Below are 252 nucleotides of genomic sequence, written 5' to 3'. Positions count from 1 at the left end.
CTAATCACCACTAAAATACTTGCTAAGCCGTCAATCCCGTCCGTCAGATTCACCGCATTTGAAAAGCCAACTAGCCAGAAAAGGGCAAAGAAAATATAGAAAATGCCCAGATGTACTTGGTAGCCAAAGACTGAAAGCATGTCGCCACCACGCTCATAAAAGAGGTAGAAAATCACTCCTCCAAGTAGCTGGAGAGCAAGCTTTTGTTTAGGATTCAATCCTTCGTTGATCTTACGGAAAATTTTGAGGAAA

Annotated in this window: 1 pseudogene; it reads right to left on the bottom strand. The window is 42.1% G+C overall.

The annotated features are described in order from the left end of the window. A pseudogene (locus tag B0E34_RS22930) lies at window positions 1-252 on the bottom strand (hypothetical protein); the annotation flags it as partial.

Origin of the sequence: Chryseobacterium mucoviscidosis, from assembly GCF_002177115.1 — a bacterium.
Taxonomy (GTDB): Bacteria; Bacteroidota; Bacteroidia; order Flavobacteriales; family Weeksellaceae; genus Chryseobacterium; species Chryseobacterium mucoviscidosis.
The sequence above is the reverse complement of the archived record's forward strand: the minus strand, read 5'-3'. Positions and strand labels throughout refer to the sequence as shown.